Below are 4,382 nucleotides of genomic sequence, written 5' to 3' on the forward strand. Positions count from 1 at the left end.
GCCGCAAACTAAACCTCCGCCACTCACCCGCTCGCCACCGCGGGGGTCCCATACTACCCCTGGGGCGCCCCCCCGCCCCCCCCAATCGGCGGACCGCCCGGCATCCAGGACGCCCCCAAGGGCAGCAACCCCTCGTGGGTGCAGTGCGGCTGCGTACGCCGCACCGCCGGTGACCCGGTCGACACCAGCACCGGCTACTTCGGTGAGACCTTCACCGACCTCACCACCCCGGGCCGCGGCAAGCCACTCGCCTTCACCCGCACCTACGCCTCCGCCGTCGCCGACCCGGCCGGCCCGGGCGGCGCCCTGGCCGCGGACGGACCGTTCGGCTGGGGCTGGACCCACTCCTACAACCTGAGCGCCATCACCGACCCGGCCACCGGCAACGTGACGATCCGCCAGGAAGACGGCTCCCAGGTCGCCTTCGTCAACACCTCCGGAAGCTACGCACCATCGGCGCCCCGCTTCAACGCGACCCTCGCCAAGAACGGCACCGCCTACACCTTCGCCCGCAAGTCCAAGGAGATCTTCACCTTCGACGCCGGCACCGGGCACCTGCTCAGCGAGACCGACCTCGCCGGCAGCAAGGCCTCCCCGCCCTACGCCACCACCCTGGGCTACGACGCCGCCGACCACCTGGCCACCATCACCGACCCGGGCGGGCGCAGCTACACCCTCACCTGGACCGGCAACCACGTCACCGGCCTCGCCGACAGCGCGGGCCGCCAGGTGAGCTACGGCTACGACGCCAACGGCAACCTCACCGACGTCTACGGCGCCGGCACCACCCGCAACCCCGTCCTCAAGGACGACGACCACTTCCAGTACGGCTACACCGGCAACCACCTGCTCAACTCCATGCGCCAGCCGTCCCAGTACGGGTCCACCGCCACGCCGACACCAGTCGTCTCCATGACGTACGACACCGCCGGCCGCGTCCTCGTGCAGACCGATCAGGTCGGCGGCACCACGACCTTCACCTACGGGCCCGACAACGGCGGCAACCTGGTCGCAGGCCAGACCCTGGTCACCGACCCGGCCGGCCACAAGACCCTCGACACCTACCAGAACGGACTCCTGCAGTCCGAGACCAAGGGCTACGGCACCGCCGACGCGGGCACCTGGAGCTACACCTACGACCCGGTCAGCCTCGGCGTCACGGCGCAGACCGACCCCGTCGGCAACCTGCGCACCTACACCTACGACGACCACGGCAACGAGACGTCGGCCGGCGACGCCCGCGGGTTCACCACCGTCAAGTCCTACGACAGCGCGGACAACCTCCGCACCGTCATCGACCCGAGCGGACTCCGGACCTCCTACGCCTACGACGAGGCCGGCCACATCGCGACCGGCAGCGGCACCAACACCGGCAGCGAGGGCTTCGGGCTGCTCACCGGCGTCGTCCGCCAGCCGGTCGACGAATCGCTGCCGGCCCGGACCACCGCGGTGTACTACGAGGACGCGGCCCACCCGGGCGACGCGACCCGCGCGGTCGATCCGCGCGGCAACGCGAGCCGCAAGACCTACGACCCGGCCGGCGCCGTCATCAGCGCGACCGACGAACTGGGCAATGCCACCAAGTACGGGTACGACACCGCCCGAGGCCTGCTGACCTCCGAGGTGGCCCCGGACGGTGTCGCCGCCGGTACGTCACCAGGCTGCACCGCACCTGCCAAGGGCTGCACGACCTACTCCTACGACGCGTGGGGCAACCGGACCGGCGCCGTCGACCCGCTCGGCCACACCAGCACGTCCGTCTTCGACGCCGACGGGCACCGCACCTCGACGACCGACCCGAACGGCAACACCACCCACTACACGTACGACGCCCTCGGGAACCAGACCAAGGTGACGCGGCCCGACGGGACGGTGCTGACCACCGACCACAACCCCGACGGCACGGTCGCCAGGACGGTCGACGGACTCGGCGCGGCCACCGTCTACGCGTACGACGCCCAGAAGCGGCAGACCCTGCGCACCGACCCGCTGGGCCGCGCCACCGCGAACGCCTACGACGCGGCCGGACGACGCACGGCATCGACCGATCCGAGCGGACGCGCCACCGCCTTCGGCTACGACGCGAACAACCAGCCCACCTCGGTGGCGTACTCGGACACCGCCACCCCGCCAGTCACCGCGATCGGCTACGACGCGGCCGGTCGACAGAGCTCGATGACCGACGGCACCGGCACCTCCCGGCGCGCCTACGACGCCTTCGGCGAGCTGGTCTCGCTGACCGACGGCGCCGGAGCGGTCACCGGCTACGGCTATGACGAGAACGGCAACGAAACCTCGATCACCTACCCCGGTGCCGGCGCCCAGACGGTCACCCGCACCTTCGACAAGGCCAACCGCCTGACCGCGGTCAAGGACTGGAACGGAAAGACCACCGGGTTCGGGTACGACCAGGCCGGTCACTGGACGTCCACGGCCGTCCCGAACGGAACCGCTGTCACCACAACGCTCGACGACGCCGGGCAGCCGCTGGCCGACCGGCTGACCAGCGGCACCTCGACACAGGTCTCGCTCACCTACACCCGGGACAACACGGGCCGCGTCAACTCGGACACCCCGAGCGGTGTGCCGGGCAGCGCCCAGACCTACCAGTACACGGCGCTGAACCAGCTCAAGTCCGCCACCTCGGGGTCGGCCACGACCGACTACACGTACGACGCCGCCGACAACCCCGTCCGGACCGGAGCCGCCGGCCAGGCCTTCGACACGGCCAACCAGCTCTGCTGGAGCACCCCGGGCCCGGTGCCGGCCACACCGTCCTGCACCGCCCCGCCCAGTGGCGCGACCGCGTACACCTGGGACCCGCAGGGCAACCGCACGAAGGCCACCACCGGGAGCACCGCTGTCACCCACACGTACGACCAGGCGAACCGCCTGACCGGTGTGAGCAGCGGCGGGACCACCAGCGCCTACACGTACAACGGCACCGGCCTGCGGACGCGGAAGACCACCGGGACGACCACGGTCTCCTACACCTGGGACGCGCAGCAGATCCCCGACCTGCTCTCCGACGGCTCGTCCTCGTACGTCTACGGACCGGACGACCTGCCGGTCGAGCAGATCACCGGCACGGGCACCCTCTGGTTCTTCCACGACCAGCTGGGCTCCACCCGGGCCCTGACCGACGCCTCGGGCTCCGTGGCCGGAGCGTACGCCTACACGCCCTACGGCGCCGTCAGTTCCCACACGGGCTCCGCGTCGACCGCGCTGCGGTACGCGGGCCAGTACAGCGACGACGAGAGCGGCCTGGTGTACCTCCGGGCCCGCTCCTACGACCCGGCCACGGCTCAGTTCCTCAGCGTCGACCCGGTGGTCGAACAGACCCTCAGCGCATACGGCTACGCCAACGCCGATCCGCTCAACCAGACGGACCCGGCGGGGCTCTGGGGCTGGAGCAGCGTCAAGAAGTTCGCCCATGACCACTCCGACGTGATCTCGCACATCAACTCTGTCGCCACAGCTGTCTGGGCCGTCTCCGGCACGGTGGCGGTGGGCTGCGCCGTCGTGGGCGCGCTGCCCTGCGCGGCCGTCGCCGGGGGAATCTCCGGGGCAGCCTGGTTGGTGACCACCGTCACCCAGGTTGGCCTGGTGGCCGACAAGTGCAGCAGCGGAACGTCCGCCTGGGACTGCGGGGAGGCGGCCGGCTACCTGACGGCGGACGTCGCGGCGTCACCCCTCGGACTGAAGGGGCTGGGCGCTCTGAGGGGCATCCTCCCGGCCCGGACGGACAAGAGCCTGGACGTCTGGCGCAAGATCTGCGAGGGCTGACCGGCCCCGGTTCCCGGCCGGTGCACACCGGCTACGGCCAGCTCGATACTGTCCCTTCGACGCCCCCGCGGGGCCCCCCCCCGCGCGGGGGGCCCCCCCCCCCGCTCGCGGTGGCTCGCGCTCCGTACCTCTCGACGACAGGAACGGCACATGACCGACAAGGCGTTACCCCCGTCCGCGCCGATCTCCGTACGGCCGAACCCGCTCCTCGGAATGCCCCTCACGGCGGGCGGCCTGCTGATCTCCCTGCCCAAGGCGCTCGACGGCGGCCCCACGGCCCCGGTGTACGCCGCCGCGGCGGTCGTGAGCGCCCTCGCGCCCGCGCTGGTGCTCCTCCTTTCCGTCACCGTCGGCCGCGGCCGGATCACCGTCCGCCGAGGCCTGCACCGCACCTCCGTCCCGCTGGCGGAGCTGCGCTCGGTGACGGCCGAGGCGGACGCCGGCCGGGGGCCGCACACCCTCCGGCTCGAGAGCCACACCGGGGCACGCTGCCGGGTACCCCGACAGGGCCGGCGGCGGCGGGTCCGGCAGCGACTCGTGGCCCCCCGCGCAAGGGCGGCGCCACCCCGCGCGGTGCGAGAGGGCCACGCCCAACG

At 72.1% G+C, this 4,382-nt stretch carries 2 protein-coding genes; both read left to right on the forward strand.

Annotation, left to right across the window (positions count from 1 at the left end):
• The first annotated feature begins 138 nt into the window (after nucleotides 1–138).
• A complete protein-coding gene (locus ACFV61_RS26905; protein WP_380494355.1) occupies nucleotides 139–3,786 on the forward strand; it encodes an RHS repeat domain-containing protein in 3,648 nt (1,215 codons plus the stop codon).
• Between the two features lie 150 nt (nucleotides 3,787–3,936).
• The coding region (locus ACFV61_RS26910) for a hypothetical protein (RefSeq protein ID WP_380494357.1) at nucleotides 3,937–4,382 on the forward strand (446 nt) is incomplete at its 3' end.

It is taken from the genome of Kitasatospora sp. NPDC059817 (assembly GCF_042731835.1).
Taxonomy (GTDB): Bacteria; Actinomycetota; Actinomycetes; order Streptomycetales; family Streptomycetaceae; genus Kitasatospora.